Source organism: Okeania sp. SIO2B9 (assembly GCF_010672505.1).
GTDB lineage: Bacteria > Cyanobacteriota > Cyanobacteriia > Cyanobacteriales > Microcoleaceae > Okeania > Okeania hirsuta.
Genome location: NZ_JAAHGK010000629.1, coordinates 1 through 4,330, shown reverse-complemented (window position 1 = coordinate 4,330; position 4,330 = coordinate 1). Strand labels below are relative to the sequence as shown.

3 protein-coding genes are annotated in these 4,330 nt (G+C 34.2%); 2 read left to right on the top strand and 1 reads right to left on the bottom strand.

The genetic code is table 11. From position 1 onward, the window contains the following. The coding region (locus F6K13_RS20435) for a glycoside hydrolase family 10 protein (protein ID WP_287288203.1) at positions 1-1,061 on the top strand (1,061 nt) is incomplete at its 5' end. A gap of 503 nt (positions 1,062-1,564) precedes the next feature. On the opposite strand, the gene F6K13_RS20430 is transcribed toward F6K13_RS20435, so the two are convergent. Next, entirely contained in the window at positions 1,565-2,065 is a 501-nt protein-coding gene (locus F6K13_RS20430; protein ID WP_124145664.1) for a hypothetical protein, read from the bottom strand. 404 nt (positions 2,066-2,469) lie between these two features. On the opposite strand from F6K13_RS20430, the gene F6K13_RS20425 reads away from it, so the two are divergent. After that, the coding region (locus F6K13_RS20425; protein ID WP_287288200.1) for a cobaltochelatase subunit CobN at positions 2,470-4,330 on the top strand (1,861 nt) is incomplete at its 3' end.

The window sequence follows — 4,330 nt, the reverse complement described above, 5'->3', positions numbered from 1 at the left end:
CTAAACGATTTACTGCTGCTTTTGTTGCTGTAAATCGTTTAGCAAATCTCAACTTCAACACACTATATTCTACTGTTTGGCAAGGAGGTTATACTCTCTACCCTAGTCAAGTAGCTCAACAAGTATTTGGCAAATATTTAGACCCTACACCTGGTTTACAAGGACGAGATTTTTTACAAGAAGTTATTAACGAAGCACATGAAAAAAATTTAACAATTATTCCTTGGTTTGAATTTGGTTTCATGGCACCAGCAGATTCAGAATTAGTAAGATTACATCCTAATTGGTTAAGCAAACGTAGAGATGGAACTACTATAAAAATGGAAGGTGAATATCAGCGAGTTTGGCTTAATCCCTTTCATCCAGAAGTACAACAATTTATCTTAGATTTAGTAATGGAAATTGTGACTAAATATGATATAGATGGGATTCAATTTGACGACCATTTTGGCTTACCTGCCGAATTTGGTTATGACGATTTTACAGTCAAATTATATGAAAAAGAACTTCCTGGTTTATCCCCTTCTGAAAATTATCAAGAAACTTTTTGGGTGCGTTGGCGAGCGGATAAAATTAATAATTTTATGGGGCGGGTTTCTGAAGAAATAAAAGCGATAAAACCAGACTGTATTATTTCTGTATCTCCTAATCCTTTGCACTTTGCTTTACCTGCTTATTTGCAAGACTGGTTGACTTGGGAAACAGAAAAATGGATTGATGAAATTGTTTTACAAGTTTATCGTCCAGATATTAAACGTTTTATTAATGAGTTGGAACGAACAGAGGTTAAATTAGCTAAAAATAATATTCCTTTTGCCATTGGAATTTTGAGTGGTTTGAAAAATAATTCTACTCCGATAACGACAATTGAAGAACAAGTAGAAGCAGTGCGGAAGAGAAATTTTGCGGGAGTATCGTTCTTTTTCTATGAAAGTTTATGGAAGTGGGGAAAAGAATCAGAAAATATCAGAAATGAAGCTTTGGAAAAAATATTTCAGGGAAAGATTTCAAGACCACATATCTCTAGTTCAAAGAAAGAAGGAAAACCATTGAAGTCGTAAATTTTTGCCTCTCAAATAAATAGTAGAGGGGAAGGCTAGAAATTTTTCTGACTTGGGTAAAGGGAAAGACTAGAAGTAGTAATTTTTTCCCTCTGCAGTAAATAGTAGAGGGGAAAAGGTAGGAATTTTTCTGACTTGGGGGAGGGAAGATACTAGAGTAAATAGTAGAAGGGAAAAGGTAGGAATTTTTTCTGACTAGGGCAAAGGGAGAGACTAGAAGTGACAATTTTTTCCTCTCCAGTAAATAGTAGAGTCAAAAATATAGAAATTTTCTCTAACTTTCTCCTAACACAGAACTCAAGCAAGCAAATTTTTTCCTCTCAGATAAATAGTAGAAGGGAAAAGGTAGGAATTTTTCTGACTAGGGCAAAGGGAGAGACTAGAGGTGGCAAATTTTTTCCTCTCAAATAAATAGTAGAGGGGAAAAGCTAGAAATTTTTCTGACTTGGGTGAGGGAAGAGACTAGAAGTGGCACATTTTGCATTGTGACAAACAACTAATATCTATTCATTTAACACCTTAATTTCATAAACTTTAAATCCTGCACCTCTAGGTAAAGGTATGCCATCCATTCCCATTGGATAAGACCCATAAGCACTCTTCGGTTGATATGGTTTACTATCAACATATTCTCCTTTTGCTTCAACTGTTTTCCCGACATATTCGGCAAAATTTTCAAAAGCGATCGCCTCTGAAACATGCAGAATTACACCTTCTTCAGCAGAACGTTTTTCTATTTCTAAATCTCCTATATCTAAGACATAATAATTACCATCTCCTGCTATCCAAGATTCAGTAGTTTTACTCCAAGGTTTTTCTATAACTGTACCTGTTAAATATATTAGAGAATTACTTTTTTGAACTTCCATAGTTATAGATGGAGTTTGAGATAGTTGATATTTAGTAAATATATAACCGCTCATGCCACTCACAACTCCCACAAATATTGATAATACTATCGAGAATATTCTCCAAGTTGTCAAATTTACTTCTATCATTTCCATCTCTAATTTTAAATTTAATTTAATTGCTATTACATTAAATATACAGCGATCACAACAAAAATTCCGGAAGTTAAAGCGCTTATCATTTAGTCTAAGTATTAATAGATAATACCGCTTTGAAAAAAAATACTATAAAACAATACAGTTTAGTTAATAATTTTTTATAGTTGATTTGATTTTTTATTATTGGAGATGTCTCATGAATGAAGCAAGCATTCATTTAATTTCTACTACATTCTCAACCTGAGATTCGTACTCTGAAGCTTAGATAAAATTGCTTTTTTCTCTTTTAAAGGTAATAAAACTGATAGCTGACTGCTTAATGCTTAACTTCTTCCTTTTTATTTGGTACAAGAAGGAAAGTTTATGGTAATATTATTAGGCTTTTTCAACAATACAAATATATGCACCGAATAGCAGCTACTCCTGGTGGTTGGAACCCTCAAGCAGAAGGGGTAATTTTTATCGAACAAACTCCCGCACCAATAATATTTTTAACAGCAGCAGATACGGATATTCAAACATTAGCAGCAGCAGTTAATAAGTTACCTTTTGATTTTCCACAACTACGAGTTGCTAATTTACTTCACTTACAACAACAGTTAACTATTGATACTTATGCTGATGATATTTTATCTAAGGCAAAAGTAATTATTGTTCGACTTTTAGGGGGGCGCTCCTATTGGTCTTATGGTTTGGAAGTCTTGCTAGAAGCGATCGAAAAAGAAGGGGCAAAACTAATAGTAATTCCTGGAGATAACCGCCCAGATCCAGATTTAATTAGTCATTCTAATGTTTCAATTTCTCTAGTTAATCAATTCTGGCAATATTTAATAGAAGGTGGGGTAGATAATTTTGTTAATGGTCTCAAGTTTATCGCTAATATTTGTCTGGGAAAAGATTATGATTTTGCCTTACCTATACCAGTGTCGCGAGTCGGAATTTATCCTTGGCAAAAAGAAGAGCAAACCACAAAAGCAAAAATCGGAATATTATTCTATCGCGCTCATTATCTATCTGGAAATGTTGCTCCTATAGATGCTCTTTGCCAAGCTTTAATAGAAAAAAATTTAGAACCTGTACCAGTCTTTGTTTCTTCTCCTAGAGATGTAGAAGTACAGGGAGAAATATTGGAATATTTTCAACCTGAAAATGCTGAAGCAATTCAATTATTGTTAAACACGACCAGTTTTGCTGTCTCTGTTGTGAATAATCAAGATTTTGCACTGGAAAAATCTCCTAACCCACCCTTGCTAAGACAGGGAAAAAATTTAGACATTCCAGTTTTACAAGTAATTTTTAGTGGTGGAAATTTTGAGCAGTGGGAAAGTCAGTTTCAAGGTCTTTCGCCACGGGATGTGGCAATGAATATTGCACTGCCAGAAGTAGATGGAAATATTATTAGTCGGGCAATTTCTTTTAAGGCGGTTCAAACTTGGAATTCGGATTTAGAAACAGATGTAATTAGTTATTTTCCGGTTCAAGATAGGATTGAATTTGTGTCAGAATTAGCTGCTAATTGGATAAAGTTACGACAAACTCCAGCATCTCAACGTCGCATCGCATTAATATTAGCAAATTATCCTAATCGTGACGGTCGTCTTGCTAATGGAGTCGGGTTAGATACTCCTGCTAGTTGTGTAGAAATTCTTCAAGCTTTACAACAAGCTGGTTATTATTTGGAAAATATTCCAGCAACAGGGGATGAGTTAATTAAATGTCTAACTTCGGGGGTAAAAAACGATTTGGAAAGTCGTGAATTACGTCCTGTTTTCCAGTCTTTATCCTTGGCAGAATTTGAAACATATTTTGCTAGTTTGCCACAGGTTGTACAAGAAAAAATTATTCAGAGATGGGGAAATATAAATGACAGAGATTTTGTCATGGCAAACACGTATTTTGCCACTGATGTACAGATTAATTCCACAAAAATTCCGCCATCTTTAGAAAAAGATGTTTCTAGTAATTTTTCAGAATTTCAGAAAGATAATCAGAAAAAAGAAAACGACGAAAATTTTGCCACTGATGTACAGATTAATTCCACAAAAATTCCGCCATCTTTGGAAAAATATATTTCTAGTAATTTTTCAGAATTTCAGAAAGATAGTGAGGTAAAAGAAATAGATAATTTTCCTATTCCAGGTATTCAGCTAGGAAATATTTTTGTTGGTATTCAACCTTCGCGGGGTTACGATATCGACCCCAGTTTAAATTATCATGCTCCAGATTTAGAACCTACCCCTAATTATCTAGCTTTCTATTATA

Coding starts and splice junctions, on each gene's coding strand:
- F6K13_RS20430 (WP_124145664.1), bottom strand. CDS start 2,065: ATGGAAATGATAGAAGTAAATTTGACAACTTGGAGAATATTCTCGATA.